The sequence below is a fragment of the Streptomyces sp. NPDC057623 genome (genome assembly GCF_042800355.1).
In the GTDB taxonomy this organism is placed as follows: domain Bacteria; phylum Actinomycetota; class Actinomycetes; order Streptomycetales; family Streptomycetaceae; genus Streptomyces.
Genome location: NZ_JBHVGZ010000003.1, coordinates 1 through 15,013 on the forward strand (window position 1 = coordinate 1; position 15,013 = coordinate 15,013).

A 15,013-nucleotide genomic window follows, 5' to 3' on the forward strand; every position below is an offset into this window, starting at 1 on the left:
CCCTCCGCGAGAAGTCCACGCCGAACATGTGAAGTTGCGAGCCGTCGCGTGAAATGAACGGTCAGACACCAGTCCGGAAAACGCGAGGCCCCTCAACTCCTCGGACAGCGTCCTGGGCTTGCCGAGCTGCGGAGCCGCGTACTTGTGGAACTTCGGGTCGTCGTACGGGTTCGGGTGGTCGTACTCCTCGGCCAGGTAGACGAACAGCGCACGGAGGTTCCGCTGCGTCGTGTTGACCCCGCCCGTGTATCCGCCTTTCCCGTCCTGGCTCTTGGGTACGTCCTTGGTCTGGTACCACCAGCGGAAGAACGCGTTGGCTGTCGAGACATCCACGTCAGTGAACGAGGTGACTTCCACACCCACCGCGTTGACGTGCTGCGATGCGCCGATCCATGCACTCAGTGCCTTGCCCGCGTTGACGTAGGCGTTGATCGTCTTCCGCTGGAACGGGCGCCCGTGCTTGTTCGTCGTGGTCGACAGGTGCAAGTCGAGTTCGCTGATGAGCGCTGCCCTGACGTCCTCGGGCGACGTGAGCGCATGTACGGACGCCGCTGAGTGCGCACGCGTGTCTGTGTCTGTCGCGCTCTCGGCGACTCTCCTAGGAGCGCGTAGCGCGCTCTTGCGCGCACCCCTCTGTACTGCCTCAGCCATGGTCTATGGCTCCCTCGGTTCGAGGAGCCAGAGCGTCAAGCGACTTACCCGGCTCCATGACGACTAGGAGTCACAGAGCCGGGAGGCGCTGACTGTTCCGCGTTTGCGCAGATCAGACCACGTATAAGAGGCCGTGGCGGGATTCGAACCCACGTAACTCGCTTTGCAGGCGAGCCCCTGAACCACTCGGGCACACGGCCTTGATCGATGGTTCGACCGTAGAGGCGGGTGCGGGAAGGGAACAAGGGGACCCTCGACCCTGCAATGGGACTGCCACACCCCGTTCATGAAGCACGGCGGTCGTACGACCAAGGTCCGAGGGCAGGGCCCGTCTCCCGACAGGGGTCAAGGGCGGTTGTGGCCCTTACGCTGGCGGCCATGACTGTCCTTGAGCCGCGTGACACCGGTGTCGCGAAGAGAGCCGACGCCGCCCCCCTGGTACCCGGGGCCGAGGAGACCGTGCTGAGCCGGGCGTACCGGGCTCTCAGCGTCGGGATCGTCTCCGTCGTGCTGCTCATCGCCTTCGAGGCGACCGCCGTCGGGACGGCCATGCCGGTGGCCGCGCGGGAGCTGGACGGGGTGTCGCTGTACGCCTTCGCGTTCTCGGGGTACTTCACCACCAGCCTGTTCGGGATGGTGCTCGCGGGGCAGTGGTCGGACCGGCGGGGGCCGCTCGGGGCGCTGACCACGGGGATCGCCGCCTTCGGTGCCGGGCTGCTGCTGTCCGGGACCGCCGGGGCCATGTGGCTGTTCATTCTCGGGCGGGCCGTGCAGGGGCTCGGGGGCGGGCTGGTGATCGTCGCGTTGTACGTCGTCGTCGGGCGGGCCTACCCGGAGCGGTTGCGGCCGGCGATCATGGCGGCGTTCGCGGCGAGTTGGGTCGTGCCGTCGATCGTGGGGCCCCTGGCCGCCGGGGCCGTGACCGAGCACCTGGGCTGGCGCTGGGTGTTCGTCGGGATACCGGTGCTCGTGGTGTTCCCGCTCGCGCTCGCGCTGCCGCAGATACGACGGCGGGCGGGAGGGCCGGTCGACCCGTCCGCCCGCGCCGCCTCCTTCGACCGGCGTCGTATCCGGCTCGCCCTCGGTATCTCCCTCGGCGCCGGGCTGCTCCAGTACGCCGCCCAGGACCTGCGGTGGCTCTCCCTCGTCCCCGGTGTCGCCGGCGCCGCGCTCCTCGTGCCGGCCGTGCTCGGGCTGCTCCCGCGCGGTACGTACCGGGCGGCGCGCGGACTTCCGTCCGTGGTGCTGTTGCGCGGGGTCGCTGCGGGGTCGTTCGTCGCGGCCGAGTCCTTCGTGCCGCTGATGCTGGTCACCCAGCGGGGGCTGTCGCCGACGTCGGCCGGGTTCTCGCTCGCGGCGGGCGGGGGGACGTGGGCGCTGGGATCGTGGCTGCAGTCGCGGCCGCGGGTGGAGCCGTATCGGGAACGTCTGATGACGCTGGGGATGGTGCTGGTCGCGGCCTCCATCGCCGCCGCGCCGAGTGTGCTGATCGACTCCGTGCCCGCCTGGACCGTCGCCGTGGCGTGGGGGTTCGGCTGCTTCGGGATGGGGCTGGTCATCTCCTCCACCAGCGTGCTGCTGCTCCATCTCTCCGCCCCCGAGGAGGCCGGCACCAACTCCGCGGCGCTCCAGATGTCGGACGCGCTGTCCAATGTCGTGCTGCTGGCCGCCGGAGGCGCCGCGTTCGCGGCTCTGGGCGGTGGCGCGGTGAGCCATGGGACGGCGGGGGTGTCCGGCGCCGGGTCGCATCCGGCGGCGTTCGCGGCCGTGTTCCTGCCGATGGCGGGGGTGGCGTTGGTGGGGGCGTGGGTGACCACGCGGTTGCGTGAGCGGTGAGTTGAGGGGGCGGCCGCCCCCTGGACCCCCGCTTCGGCCCGCAGGGCCTCGTCCTCAAGTGCCGGACGGGCTGAAAGGCGCGGCCTCGTGTGACGTCGGTCCCACCCGTGCGTGACCCGGCCTGGTCCGCGCCTGGGCACCGGTGGGGCGCCGGTAGGGTGGCCCGGTTGTCATACGTAGCCGAGCCCGACCCCTTACGGAGACCGTGACTACCACCGCCGCCTCCTCCTCGCACCACCTGTCCCCCGCCTTCCCCGGCCGTGCCCCCTGGGGCACCGCCAGCAAGCTGCGTGCCTGGCAGCAGGGGGCGATGGAGAAGTACATCCAGGAGCAGCCGCGTGACTTCCTCGCGGTCGCCACGCCCGGCGCCGGCAAGACGACCTTCGCCCTCACTCTGGCGTCCTGGCTGCTGCACCACCATGTCGTGCAGCAGGTCACCGTGGTCGCGCCGACCGAGCATCTGAAGAAGCAGTGGGCGGAGGCGGCGGCGCGGATAGGCATCAAGCTCGATCCCGAGTACAGCGCGGGGCCGCTCGGCAAGGACTACCACGGTGTCGCCGTCACATACGCCGGTGTCGGCGTGCGGCCCATGCTCCACCGCAACCGGGTCGAGCAGCGCAAGACCCTGGTGATCCTCGACGAGATCCATCACGCCGGCGACTCCAAGTCCTGGGGTGAGGCCTGTCTTGAGGCATTCGAGCCCGCCACCCGGCGGCTCGCGCTCACCGGTACGCCCTTCCGGTCCGACACCAACCCCATTCCCTTCGTCACGTACGAGGAGGGGAACGACGGGATCCGGCGGTCCGCCGCCGACTACACCTACGGGTACGGGAACGCGCTGGCCGACCATGTCGTGCGGCCCGTCATCTTCCTCTCCTACAGCGGCAACATGCGCTGGCGCACCAAGGCGGGCGACGAGATCGCCGCCCGGCTCGGCGAGCCCATGACGAAGGACGCGATCAGCCAGGCCTGGCGTACGGCCCTGGATCCGCGGGGTGAGTGGATGCCCAGCGTGCTGCGCGCCGCCGACCAGCGGCTGACCGAGGTCAGGAAGGCCATCCCGGACGCCGGTGCCCTCGTCATCGCCTCCGACCAGGACTCCGCGCGGGCGTACGCCAAGCTGATCCGTGAGATCACCGGCAGCAAGGCCACCCTCGTCCTCTCCGACGACACCGGCGCCTCCAAGCGGATCGACGACTTCAGCGGCAGCAACGACCGGTGGATGGTCGCGGTGCGGATGGTGTCCGAAGGCGTCGACGTCCCGCGGCTCGCCGTCGGGGTCTACGCCACCACCATCTCCACCCCGCTCTTCTTCGCGCAGGCCGTCGGGCGTTTCGTGCGTTCACGCCGGCGTGGTGAGACGGCCTCCGTCTTCCTCCCGACCGTCCCCGACCTCCTCACCTTCGCCAACGAGATGGAGGTCGAGCGCGACCACGCCCTCGACAAGCCGAAGAAGGAGGGCGAGGAGGACCCGTACGCCGAATCCGAGAAGGAGATGGAGGAGGCGAACAAGGAGCAGGACGAGGACACCGGCGAGCAGGAGCAGTTCTCCTTCGAGGCGCTGGAGTCCGAGGCCGTCTTCGACCGGGTGCTCTACGACGGTGCCGAGTTCGGCATGCAGGCCCACCCGGGGAGTGAAGAGGAGCAGGACTACCTCGGGATTCCGGGGCTGCTGGAGCCGGATCAGGTGCAGATGCTCCTCCAGAAGCGGCAGGCGCGGCAGATCGCGCACAGCCGCAAGAAGCCGGACGCCGAGGCCGACCTGCTGGAGCTGCCCGCCGAACGGCGGCCCGTCGTCTCGCACAAGGAGATGATGGAGCTCCGTAAGCAGCTCAACACGATGGTCAGCGCCTACGTCCACCAGAGCGGCAAGCCGCACGGGGTCATTCACACCGAGCTGCGGCGGGTGTGCGGGGGACCGCCGAGCGCCGAGGCCACGGCTGGGCAGTTGCGGCAGCGCATCGCCAAGGTGCAGGAGTGGGCCACCCGGATGCGGTGACGCTGGGCGCTGTGCCTGGGCGGGGGTTCGGTGGCTGGGGATGCCTGTCGTGTCTCGACCGCGGGCCGGTGGGGGTTTGTCGCGCCCGCGCGGCGGAGCCGCATATCGACACAGCCCCGCGCCCCTGGGGACGTATCCGCGCCGTATATCGGGACGAACGGGCGTGGTCCGTACCGGCCGCTGCCCGGATTCTGGACGGAGCCTTCCGCTCAGCGAACCGGCTTCGCTAATGTCCCGCTACGCACACGCCCCGTGGCAGCGCCGCCGCGGAGCGCAGCCGTGAAGCGACGCGGCTCGGGACAGCCCGGGCCGCCGGCCGATCGGCGGCCTCTGAAGCGCGTCACTGACGGGACTCGGTGACGCATCAGCCGCGAGGGGGCTGCCGACCTCACCACTAAGGAGTGGGCGTCGTGACCGCGGAGACCTCTCAGACGCTCGACCGGGGACTGCGCGTCCTCAAGCTGCTGGCCGACACGGACCACGGGCTGACCGTCACCGAGCTTTCCAACAAACTGGGCGTGAACCGGACCGTTGTGTACCGGCTCCTCGCCACGCTTGAACAGCACGCACTCGTACGCCGTGACCTGGGCGGCCGCGCCCGGGTCGGGCTGGGCGTGCTGCGACTGGGCCGACAGGTGCATCCGCTGGTGCGGGAGGCCGCGCTGCCCGCGCTGCGCTCGCTCGCCGAGGACATCGGGGCGACGGCCCATCTGACACTGGTGGACGGTACGGAGGCACTGGCCGTCGCCGTGGTCGAACCGACGTGGACGGACTATCACGTGGCCTATCGGGCCGGATTCCGGCATTCCCTGGACCGCGGGGCCGCGGGGCGGGCGATCCTCTCCGCCCGGCACCAGCCGCTGCACGACCCCGGATACACCCTGACCCACGGGGAGTTGGAGGCGGGAGCGAGCGGGGCGGCCGCGCCGCTGATCGGCGTCACGGGCGTCGAGGGCAGCGTGGGCGTGGTGATGCTGGCCGACGCGGTGCCGGAGCGGGTGGGCCCGCGGGTCGTGGACGCGGCGAGGGAGGTGGCGGACGCGCTGCGGTGAGGTGCCCGGGGGAGCGCGGCGGATGCGCTGACGTGTCCTGAAGGACGCCGAGGTGTCATGAAGGACGCCGACGCGTTGTCCGGGGTCTGGGCGAAGAACCGGCACCACCTCGACACTCGGAGCATGACCTCACTCACCGTCCGCACCGTCCACGACGTCGCCGGGTTCGCCGCCGTCGCCGACTACTTCAGCGACGTATGGCACACGCCCCGCAGCGCGCCGCCCGTCCTGCCCGAGACGCTGCACAGCCTCGCCCACGCGGGCGGGGCGGTGCACGCCGCGTACGACGGGCAGCGGCTGGCCGGCGCGAGCGTCGCCGTGTTCGGGCCGCCCGCGCTGCGGGAGACGTACTCCCTGATGGCCGCCGCCGAGCAGGGGCTCGGGGTGCGGGTCAAGCAGGCGCAGCGGGCCTGGGCGGTGGAGCTCGGGGCGCGCACGATGCGCTGGACCTTCGACCCGCTGGTCGGCCGTAACGCCCGGTTCAACCTCGTCAAGCTGGGCGCCGTCGGCGCCGAGTACCTCGTCGACTTCTACGGCCCCATGGCGGACGGCGTGAACGACGGCGACGAGAGCGACCGGCTGGCGGTGGCCTGGGACCTGATCGAGCCCGGACAGCCGTACGACTCCGGCGGCTCCGACGGCACCGGTGACCGTGAGGCCGCGCCCGTCACGCACCCGGCCCCCGACGGCGGCCCCCTCGCTCGTCGCGACGCGGCCGACCGGTACGTCTGGTGCCGGGTGCCGGACGACATCGTGGCGCTGCGGGCCGCCGATCCCGAGCTGGCGCTGCACTGGCGGCGGGCCGTGCGCGAGGTGTTCACGAAGGCATTCGCCGACGGCTTCACCGCGGCGGGTATGTCCCGGGACGGTTGGTACACGCTCGCCCGCCCGGAGGCCACCTCGTGAAACTCGCCCGCGTCGAGATCGTCCACGTGGCGATCCCCCTGGTCACGCCCTTCCGTACGTCCTTCGGCACGATGACGACGAAGGACACCTTCCTGCTGCACGTCGTCACGGACACGGCCGAGGGCTGGTCGGAGTTCGCGGCCGACCCCGAGCCGCTCTACTGCTCGGAGTTCGTGGCCGGCGCGGAGATCGTGCTGCGCGACTTCCTGCTGCCGCGCGCCGCCTCGCTGCCCGTGCTCTGTACGGCCCACCTCGCCCCGGCGATGCGGAAGATCAAGGGGCACGAGCTGGCGAAGGCGGCGCTGGAGACGGCCGTACTCGACGCGGAGCTGCGGTCGTACGGGATGTCGCTGGCGACGTATCTCGGGGCGGTGCGGGAGCGGGTGCCGGCCGGGGTGTCGGTCGGGATAAGGGAGAGCGTCGCCGAACTGCTGGACGACGTCGAGCGGTATCTCGCCGAGGGCTACGTCCGGATCAAACTGAAGATCGAGCCGGGCTGGGATCTGGAGCCGGTGCGAGCCGTGCGGGAGCGCTTCGGGACGGACCTGCCGCTCCAGGTCGACGCCAACACGGCGTACACGCTCGCGGACGCCGAGCATCTGCGGCGCCTCGACGCGTTCGGGCTGCTGCTGATCGAGGAGCCGCTGGCGGAGAACGACCTGTACGCCCATGCCCGCCTCCAGCAGCGCGTCGCGACGCCCGTCTGTCTGGACGAGTCCCTGCACAACGCCCGCGACACCGCGTCCGCGATCGCGATGGACGCGTGCCGGGTCGTGAACGTGAAGCCGGCGCGGGTCGGGGGCTATCTGGAGGCGCGGCGGGTGCATGACGTGGCGTACGCGCACGGGGTGCCGGTGTGGTGCGGCGGCATGCTGGAGACGGGGATCGGGCGCGCTGCGAACCTGGCGCTCGCGGCCCTGCCGGGCTTCACGCTCCCAGGGGACACGTCAGCCTCCAGCCGCTACTTCGCCGAGGACATCACGGAGCCGTTCGTGCTGGTGGACGGCCACCTCCCGGTCCCGCGGACGCCGGGCATCGGGGTGGAGCCGCTGCCGGAGGCACTGCGGCGCTTCACCAAGGGGCGGCGAGACCTGTACGTGACCTGAATGGGGCACCCTGGGCAGCTCCGACCTGCGACCGGCCGGAATCCGCCACCACGTTAGATTGATCCCGTGTTCTCTCGTCTCACGCGCCCCCGGGCCGTCGCCGTCTGCGCCCTGCCGGTCGTGGCCCTGCTCGCCACGGCGGCCTTCGCGCCCCTGCCGTTCTCGCTGACGCAGCCCGGTCTGACGGCGGACGTGCTGGGCGAGAACAAGGGCGAGCCGGTGATCACGATCTCGGGTGCGCCGACCCGGGACACCAGCGGTCAGCTGCGCATGACGACCATCGAGGCGACCTCCCCCGACACGGACGTGCGGTTCGGTGACGTGCTCGACGCCTGGTTCCGCACGGACGAGGCGGTCATGCCGCGTGACTCGGTCTATCCGAGCGGGCAGAACACCCAGGAGATCGAGCGGTACAACACCGAGCAGATGAAGGAGTCCCAGGACGCCGCGACCGAAGCGGCGCTGAACTACCTGGACCGCGACGACAAGGGCATCAAGGTCACCCTGACCCTCGCGGACGTGGGCGGCCCCAGCGCCGGCCTCCTCTTCTCCCTGGGCATCATCGACAAGCTCAACGGCGACGGCGCGGGCGGCGACCTCACCGGCGGCCGCACCATCGCCGGCACGGGCACGATCGACGCCGCCGGCAAGGTCGGCGCCGTCGGGGGCGTGTCCCTGAAGACCCAGGCCGCCAAGCGGGACGGGGCGACGGTCTTCCTGGTCCCGAAGGCGGAGTGCTCCGACGCCAAGGCCGAACTACCGAAGGGCCTACGGCTCATCCCGGTGACCACCCTGAAGGGCGCGGTCACCGCACTGGAGGCACTGGGGTCGGGGAAGGGGTCGGTTCCGGGCTGTTAGTGCACCAGTACCGGCCGGGGTGTGGCGATGCGGAGGCCGACCTCCACCAGCGTCCAGCCCAGGCGGGTGCGAAGGCCGTGCGAGGGTTTGGCCGGTCGGGCCAGGCGGTAGGCGCCGGCCTGGGCGCGGAGGTCGGCGGCGCGGGCGTGGTGCAGGGCGAGGCGGGTTTCGGGATGCTGCATCGGGCTTCGTCCTCTCAGTCCGTGCTCATGGGGAAGGTGCGGCTCTGCACGCGAACGGTGCTCGCCTCGGGGTCGTCCGCGACCTCTGGCCGATCGCGGTAGCTGTCGATCAAGTCGTGCATCTTGTGGGCGAGTTCGCCGGCGAGTCGTGGGGTCAGACGGAGCGTCCAACTGCTCATGTCCGTGCTGCGGGTCCACGCGTCCGACCACTCCCCTCGCGTGCCGAGCCAGGTCGACAGCTCGCGGGTCTGCGTGGTGGCGACCTCGTGGAGATACAGGTCGGCGGCCCCGCGTACATCGGGGCTGGGGTCACGCAGGAGGGCGTCGTCGAACTTCAGGCCCTGCACCGCCGCCTTCCACCACCGCTCCCGCCCCTTGCCCCGCTCGGGGTCGTCCTCGACGAAGCCGTGCGCGGCGAGCTGTCGTAGGTGGTAACTGGTGGATCCGCTCGACTCGCCCAGTTTCTCGGCGAGTTGGGAGGCGGTGGCCGGTCCGCCGAAGCGCAGGGCGTCGAGCAGTTGCATGCGCAGGGGGTGGGCGAGCCCGCGCAGGGAGCGTGCGTCGAGGTGGTGCACCTGGTGCTGTTCAGGCTCCGTCATACTTGCAAAGGTATTCTTGCAAAGAACCCTTTGCAACAGGTTCTTCGGAACCCGCTACTGCACGAACCCCTCCTCCTTCATCCAGTCCAGCGCCACCTGATGCGGGTCCTCCCCGTCCACGTCCACCTTCGCGTTCAGGTCCTGTGCCACGGAGTTGTTCAGCTTTCTGCTGATCGGGTCGAGGATCTCGGGGATGGCCGGCCACTTCTTCAGGGCCTTGGAGTTGACCATGGGGGCGGCGTTGTAGTTGGGGAAGAAATTCTTGTCGTCCTGCATCACCACGAGGTTCATCGACTTGATGCGGCCGTCCGTCGTGAAGACCTCGCCGTAGACGCAGCTGCCCTTGGCGACCTGGGTGTAGATGATGCCGGTGTCCATCTGGGTGACGTCCTTCGCCGGCACGTCCATGCCGTACGCCTTCTCCATGCCCGGCAGTCCGTCCGCGCGGTTGGCGAACTCGACCTCGACGCACAGCGTCACCGCGCCCGGGTCGGACTTCGACAGCGCGGCGACCTCGGACAGGGTGTTGGTGCGGTACTTCTTGTGGTTCGCCTGGTTCATCGCCAGGGCGTAGGTGTTGTTCAGCGCGGACGGCTCCAGCCAGGTCACCCCGTTCTTCGCGTCCGCCTCGCGCACCGCCTCCCACTGCGCGTGCGGATCGGCGATGGGCTCGCTGCGGCCCAGGTACGTGATCCAGGCGGTGCCCGTGTACTCGTACCCGGCGTCGGCGTCCCCCTTCCGCACCGCCTCGCGGCTGCCGATGGAGCCCTGGATGCCGGTGCGGTCGAGCACCTCCGCGCCCGCCGCCTCGAAGGCGATGCCCATGATCGCGCCGAGGATGAGCTGCTCGGTGAACGACTTCGACGTCACCGTCAGCTCGGCGCCCCTGAGCGGCTCGCCCCGACCGATCGTGCCGGGACGCACGTCGTCCGCCATGGGGGAGCCGCTGGTCAGGCCGCAGCCGGAGGCCGCAGCCGCCACCACCAGCCCCGCCGCCAGGAGCACCCGCGTCCGACGCCTCATGTCTCCAGCCCCCGCGGCCGCAGCAGCACCTCCGCCAGCGAGGCCAGCCAGTCCACCAGCAGCGCGAGGGCGACCGTGAGGACCGAGCCCAGCACCAGGACCGGCATGCGCTGGTTGGTGATACCGGCCGTGATCAGTACGCCCAGGCCGCCGCCCCCGCCGAAGACCGCCAGGGTGGCCGTACCGACGTTCAGGACCAGAGCCGTGCGGACGCCCGCCAGGATCAGGGGGACGGCGAGAGGCAGTTCCACCCGCGTCAGCACTCCCGTCGCGGACATGCCGATGCCGCGCGCCGCCTCCAGCAGCGTCGGGTCGTTCGCCTCGAGGCCGGCGATCGTGTTGGACAGCACGGGCAGGACGGCGTACGCGATCATGCCGATCAGAGCGGCCTTCCGGCCGATGCCGAGCCAGATCACCAGCAGGGCGAGCAGGCCGATGGCGGGGGTCGCCTGGCCCATGTTGGCGAACGCCATGGCCACCGGCGTCGCCTTGCGGAACGCCCGCCGAGTGAGCAGGATCCCCAGCGGGATCGCGATGACCAGCACGAAGAAGGTGGAGATCACCGTCAGTTCGACGTGCTGCCACAGGGCCTTGGAGACCTGACCGCCCGACAGCGCGTTCTCGGAGACCGCGTCCAGGTCGGCCTGCTGGAACCACAGCCAGGTCGCCAGCAGCATCGCCACCAGCAGGGCGGGCACGAAGGTGAGCTTCTGCCAGCTCACCTTGCGGCGCGGGGGCTTCGAGGAGATGGGGGCGGCGGGGGAGAGGGCGTCGCCGACGTCGCCGACGTCGCCGACGTCGCTGTCGTCGGGTCTCTCGTCAGCACCGGCCGTGTCGGTCTCCGCAGGAGCCGCCGCCCTCGTCCGGGGGGCCTCGGGGCTGCTCACGCCTTCTTCTCCCCTCCGTCGCCGCCCTCCTGCTCGGCGTGCGTCCGCTCCGCCCGCGCCCCCTCCAGCTCGTGCTGGGCCTCCAGCGCCTCCAGCCGGTCCGCCTCCAGCAGCTCGTGCACGGAGTTCATCAGCGTCTCCATGTCGACGACGCCCGTGTACTCCCCGCGCCGCCCGGTCACCACGACGCGCCCCGCGTTGTCGATGAGGACCGCCTCCAGGGCGTCCCGCAGCGTGGCGTCCCGGGTCACCGTGTCGTGCACCAGCGTCCCGGCCCGCGCCAGCGAGCCCCGGGCCCGCATCAGGTCACCGCGCCGGAGCCACTTGTAGGGGCGTCCGCGCTTGTCCAGCAGCAGGATCTCGTTCGTGCCGCTGGAGCGGAGCCGGTTGAAGATTTCCTGGAGCGGGTCGTCGACGGTCACCGTCGGATAGTCGGTGATCTCCACATCCCGTACGCGGGTCAGGTTCAGCCTCTTCAGCGCCGCTCCGGCGCCCACGAACCCGGACACGAAGTCGTCCGCCGGATTGGTGAGGATCGCCTCGGGGGTGTCGAACTGAGCGATGTGGGACCGTTCGCGCAGAACGGCGATCCGGTCCCCGATCTTGATCGCCTCGTCGAAGTCGTGCGTGACGAACACGATCGTCTTGTGCAGCTCGTGCTGGAGCCTGATCAGCTCGTCCTGGAGATGATCACGGGTGATCGGGTCGACCGCGCCGAACGGCTCGTCCATCAGCAGGACGGGCGGATCGGCGGCCAGCGCCCTCGCGACGCCCACGCGCTGCTGCTGACCGCCGGAGAGCTGCCGCGGATAGCGGCCGTGGAACTCGCCGGGGTCGAGCCCGACGAGATCGAGCAGCTCCTCCACCCGTGACGCGATCCGCGTCTTCGACCAGCCGATCATCCCCGGTACGAGCCCGATGTTCTGCGCGACCGTCATGTGCGGGAACAGTCCGGCGGACTGGATCGCGTAGCCGACGCCCCGGCGCAGCTTCACCGGATCGATGTCGGTGACGTCCTCGCCGCCGATGCGGATACGGCCACCGGTCGGTTCGATCAGCCGGTTGATCATCTTGAGCGTCGTGGACTTCCCGCACCCGGAGGGGCCGACGAAGATGACCACCTCGCCCGCCTTGATCTCCATGTTCACGTCGTCCACGGCCGGCTGCGGGCTGCCCGGGTACCGCTTGGTCAGGTTCTCCAGCTCGATGGAGGCGCCGTGGTCGTCGCTATCGGACACGGATCCCCCTGGGGATGGTCAGCCGCCCGATCAGGACGTACGCGGCGTCGAACAGCAGCGCCAGGACGATGATGCCGAGCGTGCCCGCGAGCACCTGGTTGAGCGCGTTCGCGCTGCCCAGCGAGGCGAGCCCGCGGAAGATCACATTGCCGAGGCCGGGGCCGGAGGCGTACGCAGCGATCGCCGCGATACCCATCAGCATCTGCGTGGAGACCCGGATCCCGGTCAGGATGGGCGGCCACGCCAACGGCAGCTCCACCCTCAGCAGCTGCGCGAGGCGGGACATCCCGATGCCCCGGGCCGCGTCCACCAGGGTCGGGTCGACGCCGCGCAGCCCGACGATCGCGTTGCGCACGATCGGCAGCAGACCGTACAGCGTCAGGGCGATCACCGTGGGCGGCACGCCCAGCCCCACGATCGGAATGAGCAGACCGATCATGGCGAGCGACGGAATGGTCAGAATGCCCGAGGTGGACAGGGTGGCGAAATTGCCGGCCCATTCGCTGCGGTAGGTGACCACGCCGATCAGCACCCCGAGCAGGGTCGCCACGACCATGCACTGCAAGACGGCGGCGGCGTGCTGCAAGGCGTCGGTGAACAGCTGCTGGTGGCGGTTGCCCAGGTACTCCCAGAAGCTCACTCGGACTCACCCCACCAGGTCGCGGGCCACAGGGCCTAGCTGTTCGCCCGGTCCTCCGCCGCCTGTTCCACCAACGGGATGATCCGCAGCGGAACGGGGTTCTCCATCACGATCGCCGTGGAGGCCCGGACGATCCCATCGAAACCGACAACCCGGTCGATCACACGCTGGAGATCGGCGTTGGAACGCGCCACGAGGCGGCACAGCATGTCCCCGGTGCCGGTGGTCGTGTGCAGCTCCAGCACCTCCGGCACGGTGGCCAAGTGCGCCCGTACGTCGGCCCCTTGCCCCTGCCGGATCTGTAGCGTCGCGAAGGCGGTGACCGGATACCCGAGCGCCGCCGGATCCACCTCGGGACCGAACCCGCGGATGACTCCGTTCGACTGAAGCCGGTCCAGCCGCGCCTGCACGGTCCCGCGGGCCACGCCCAGCCGCCGGGACATCTCCAGCACCCCGATCCGCGGCTCCCGCGCCAGCAGCAGGATGATCCGCCCGTCCAGATGATCGATCGCCACGACCGTCCGCCTCTCCTCGCCGACCCTCGCCGCCCGGAGTGGTCATCATGTACAGAAAGCCCGTCGAGGCGGTCCTCTCACTGAGCAGATTGCCCAGCCAAAAACGAAACTATTGCGCACCTTGCCGCATCGGAGTGAGGCTGCGACTATGACGCAGACCACACACCACACTCCCGACACCGCCCGGCAGGCCGACCCCTTCCCGGTCAAGGGAATGGACGCGGTCGTCTTCGCCGTGGGCAACGCCAAGCAGGCGGCGCACTACTACTCGACCGCCTTCGGCATGCGCCTCGTGGCCTACTCCGGACCGGAGAACGGCAGCCGCGAGACCGCGAGCTACGTGCTGGAGAACGGCTCCGCCCGTTTCGTCCTCACCTCCGTCATCAAGCCCGCCACCACCTGGGGCCACTTCCTCGCCCAGCACGTGGCCGAGCACGGCGACGGCGTCGTCGACCTCGCGATCGAGGTCCCGGACGCGCGACGGGCGTACGCGTACGCACTCGAACACGGCGCCACGTCCGTCGCCGAGCCGTACGAGCTGAAGGACGAGCACGGCACGGTCGTCCTGGCCGCCATCGCGACGTACGGCGAGACCCGCCACACCCTCGTCGAGCGCACCGGCTACGACGGCCCCTATCTGCCCGGCTACGTCAGCGCGAAGCCGATGGTCGAGCCGCCCGCCCAGCGCACCTTCCAGGCCATCGACCACTGCGTCGGCAACGTCGAGCTCGGCCGGATGAACGAATGGGTGGGCTTCTACAACAAGGTCATGGGCTTCACGAACATGAAGGAGTTCGTGGGCGACGACATCGCCACCGAGTACAGCGCGCTGATGTCGAAGGTCGTGGCCGACGGCACGCTCAAGGTCAAGTTCCCGATCAACGAGCCCGCCATCGCCAAGAAGAAGTCCCAGATCGACGAGTACCTGGAGTTCTACGGCGGCGCGGGCGTCCAGCACATCGCGCTCAACACGAACGACATCGTGGAGACGGTCCGCACGATGCGCGCGGCCGGCGTCCAGTTCCTCGACACCCCCGACTCGTACTACGACACCCTCGGCGAGTGGGTCGGCGACACCCGGGTGCCCGTCGAGACCCTGCGCGAGATGAAGATCCTCGCGGACCGCGACGAGGACGGCTATCTGCTGCAGATCTTCACCAAGCCGGTCCAGGACCGTCCGACGGTCTTCTTCGAGATCATCGAACGCCACGGCTCCATGGGCTTCGGCAAGGGCAACTTCAAGGCCCTGTTCGAGGCGATCGAGCGGGAGCAGGCCAAGCGCGGGAACCTCTGAAGCCTGCGCGTACGACCTCCGCGCGTCGAACCGCCGCGGATGAAGCTTCCGCGAAGCCTGTGAAGTCGTGGCAAGCACAACGTAGAAAGCGCAACCACAACGGCCCGCTCGGGCCTCTCCGGTCGTGGGGGGGTGGGGGTGGGGACCTAGGCCCCAGGAGGGGAAGAGGGGGGGACCAACCCCCCCTTCTCTCCCCCACCGACCGCTTGTTTTTTCGGAGGAGTAAC

14 protein-coding genes, 1 tRNA gene and 1 pseudogene are annotated in these 15,013 nt (G+C 70.1%); 7 read left to right on the forward strand and 9 right to left on the reverse strand.

Annotated features, from left to right (window positions below):
* Window positions 1-651 (reverse strand): annotated as a pseudogene (locus ACFU95_RS04200) (hypothetical protein); the annotation flags it as partial.
* 128 nt (window positions 652-779) lie between these two features.
* A tRNA-Cys gene (locus tag ACFU95_RS04205) sits at window positions 780-851 on the reverse strand.
* A gap of 178 nt (window positions 852-1,029) precedes the next feature.
* Here ACFU95_RS04205 and ACFU95_RS04210 point away from each other — a divergent pair.
* The 6 genes from ACFU95_RS04210 to ACFU95_RS04235 all read left to right on the forward strand — a co-directional run bounded on the left by ACFU95_RS04210 (window position 1,030) and on the right by ACFU95_RS04235 (window position 8,408).
* The gene (locus ACFU95_RS04210; RefSeq protein ID WP_383821430.1) at window positions 1,030-2,487 is read left to right on the forward strand and encodes an MFS transporter; all 1,458 of its coding nucleotides are present in this window, start codon (window positions 1,030-1,032) and stop codon (window positions 2,485-2,487) included.
* A 205-nt stretch (window positions 2,488-2,692) separates the two neighbouring features.
* Window positions 2,693-4,486 carry a DEAD/DEAH box helicase gene (locus ACFU95_RS04215; protein ID WP_383821433.1) on the forward strand — a complete coding sequence of 598 codons (1,794 nt, stop codon included), beginning with the start codon at window positions 2,693-2,695 and terminating at the stop codon, window positions 4,484-4,486.
* A gap of 410 nt (window positions 4,487-4,896) precedes the next feature.
* A complete protein-coding gene (locus tag ACFU95_RS04220) occupies window positions 4,897-5,538 on the forward strand; it encodes an IclR family transcriptional regulator (protein ID WP_383821436.1) in 642 nt (213 codons plus the stop codon).
* A 57-nt stretch (window positions 5,539-5,595) separates the two neighbouring features.
* Window positions 5,596-6,444 carry a chorismate synthase gene (locus tag ACFU95_RS04225; RefSeq protein ID WP_383821439.1) on the forward strand — a complete coding sequence of 283 codons (849 nt, stop codon included), beginning with the start codon at window positions 5,596-5,598 and terminating at the stop codon, window positions 6,442-6,444.
* The gene (gene menC, locus ACFU95_RS04230) at window positions 6,441-7,550 is read left to right on the forward strand and encodes an o-succinylbenzoate synthase (protein ID WP_383821442.1); all 1,110 of its coding nucleotides are present in this window, start codon (window positions 6,441-6,443) and stop codon (window positions 7,548-7,550) included. Before ACFU95_RS04225 ends, menC begins: the two co-directional genes overlap by 4 nt.
* 66 nt (window positions 7,551-7,616) lie before the next feature.
* A complete protein-coding gene (locus ACFU95_RS04235; protein WP_383821445.1) occupies window positions 7,617-8,408 on the forward strand; it encodes a PDZ domain-containing protein in 792 nt (263 codons plus the stop codon).
* On the opposite strand, the gene ACFU95_RS04240 is transcribed toward ACFU95_RS04235, so the two are convergent.
* Genes ACFU95_RS04240 through ACFU95_RS04270 form a run of 7 tightly spaced genes read right to left on the reverse strand, consistent with a single transcriptional unit; the run spans window position 8,405 to window position 13,492 of the window.
* Window positions 8,405-8,590 carry a hypothetical protein gene (locus ACFU95_RS04240; RefSeq protein ID WP_383821447.1) on the reverse strand — a complete coding sequence of 62 codons (186 nt, stop codon included), beginning with the start codon at window positions 8,588-8,590 and terminating at the stop codon, window positions 8,405-8,407. The two genes, ACFU95_RS04235 and ACFU95_RS04240, sit on opposite strands and share 4 nt — an antisense overlap.
* A gap of 14 nt (window positions 8,591-8,604) precedes the next feature.
* Window positions 8,605-9,189: an ArsR/SmtB family transcription factor gene (locus ACFU95_RS04245; protein WP_383821450.1), complete on the reverse strand. Its 585-nt coding sequence runs from the start codon at window positions 9,187-9,189 to the stop codon at window positions 8,605-8,607.
* Between the two features lie 54 nt (window positions 9,190-9,243).
* Entirely contained in the window at window positions 9,244-10,212 is a 969-nt protein-coding gene (locus ACFU95_RS04250; protein WP_383821452.1) for a glycine betaine ABC transporter substrate-binding protein, read from the reverse strand.
* A complete protein-coding gene (locus ACFU95_RS04255; RefSeq protein ID WP_383821455.1) occupies window positions 10,209-11,099 on the reverse strand; it encodes an ABC transporter permease in 891 nt (296 codons plus the stop codon). The genes ACFU95_RS04250 and ACFU95_RS04255 overlap by 4 nt, the downstream gene beginning before the upstream one ends.
* Window positions 11,096-12,337: a betaine/proline/choline family ABC transporter ATP-binding protein gene (locus ACFU95_RS04260; RefSeq protein WP_383821458.1), complete on the reverse strand. Its 1,242-nt coding sequence runs from the start codon at window positions 12,335-12,337 to the stop codon at window positions 11,096-11,098. The genes ACFU95_RS04255 and ACFU95_RS04260 overlap by 4 nt, the downstream gene beginning before the upstream one ends.
* Window positions 12,327-12,977, reverse strand: coding sequence for an ABC transporter permease (locus ACFU95_RS04265; protein WP_383821461.1), 651 nt, complete (start codon window positions 12,975-12,977; stop codon window positions 12,327-12,329). Before ACFU95_RS04265 ends, ACFU95_RS04260 begins: the two co-directional genes overlap by 11 nt.
* A 35-nt stretch (window positions 12,978-13,012) precedes the next feature.
* Complete coding sequence (locus tag ACFU95_RS04270) at window positions 13,013-13,492, reverse strand: Lrp/AsnC family transcriptional regulator (RefSeq protein ID WP_030053507.1); 480 nt, start codon at window positions 13,490-13,492, stop codon at window positions 13,013-13,015.
* Window positions 13,493-13,640: 148 nt separating this feature from the next.
* On the opposite strand from ACFU95_RS04270, the gene hppD reads away from it, so the two are divergent.
* On the forward strand, window positions 13,641-14,786 hold the full coding sequence (gene hppD, locus ACFU95_RS04275) for a 4-hydroxyphenylpyruvate dioxygenase (RefSeq protein WP_383821464.1): 1,146 nt from the start codon (window positions 13,641-13,643) through the stop codon (window positions 14,784-14,786).
* The last annotated feature ends 227 nt before the right edge of the window (window positions 14,787-15,013 follow it).

Bases quoted from the DNA above. Each gene is read 5' to 3' on its own strand.
- ACFU95_RS04210 (WP_383821430.1), top strand. From the start codon at position 1,030: ATGACTGTCCTTGAGCCGCGTGACACCGGTGTCGCGAAGAGAGCCGAC.
- ACFU95_RS04225 (WP_383821439.1), top strand. From the start codon at position 5,596: ATGAAGGACGCCGACGCGTTGTCCGGGGTCTGGGCGAAGAACCGGCAC.
- ACFU95_RS04240 (WP_383821447.1), bottom strand. From the start codon at position 8,590: ATGCAGCATCCCGAAACCCGCCTCGCCCTGCACCACGCCCGCGCCGCC.
- ACFU95_RS04245 (WP_383821450.1), bottom strand. From the start codon at position 9,189: ATGACGGAGCCTGAACAGCACCAGGTGCACCACCTCGACGCACGCTCC.
- ACFU95_RS04250 (WP_383821452.1), bottom strand. From the start codon at position 10,212: ATGAGGCGTCGGACGCGGGTGCTCCTGGCGGCGGGGCTGGTGGTGGCG.
- hppD (WP_383821464.1), top strand. From the start codon at position 13,641: ATGACGCAGACCACACACCACACTCCCGACACCGCCCGGCAGGCCGAC.